This window comes from Enterobacter cloacae complex sp.6700776 (assembly GCF_048284255.1).
GTDB classification, from domain to species: Bacteria; Pseudomonadota; Gammaproteobacteria; order Enterobacterales; family Enterobacteriaceae; genus Enterobacter; species Enterobacter intestinihominis.
Genome location: NZ_JBLVYK010000301.1, coordinates 1 through 267, shown reverse-complemented (window position 1 = coordinate 267; position 267 = coordinate 1). Strand labels below are relative to the sequence as shown.

The 267-nt window shown below is 56.9% G+C and carries 1 protein-coding gene; it reads left to right on the top strand.

Annotated elements, in window-relative coordinates; translation table 11 throughout:
• Nucleotides 1-267 (top strand): malate:quinone oxidoreductase (locus tag ACNQ0T_RS24350; RefSeq protein WP_417930512.1); only part of this gene is annotated, 267 nt, incomplete at both ends.

Sequence of the window (267 nt, the reverse complement as noted above, 5' to 3'; positions counted from 1 at the left end):
GAACATCCGCGCCAAATTTGTCTTTATCGGCGCGGGCGGTGCGGCGCTGAAGCTGTTACAGGAATCGGGGATTCCGGAAGCGAAAGACTACGCCGGTTTCCCGGTGGGCGGACAGTTCCTTGTTTCGGAAAACCCGGACGTGGTTAATCACCATCTGGCGAAGGTTTACGGTAAAGCATCCGTTGGCGCACCACCGATGTCGGTTCCGCATATCGATACCCGCGTTCTGGACGGTAAACGCGTAGTGCTGTTTGGGCCATTTGCCAC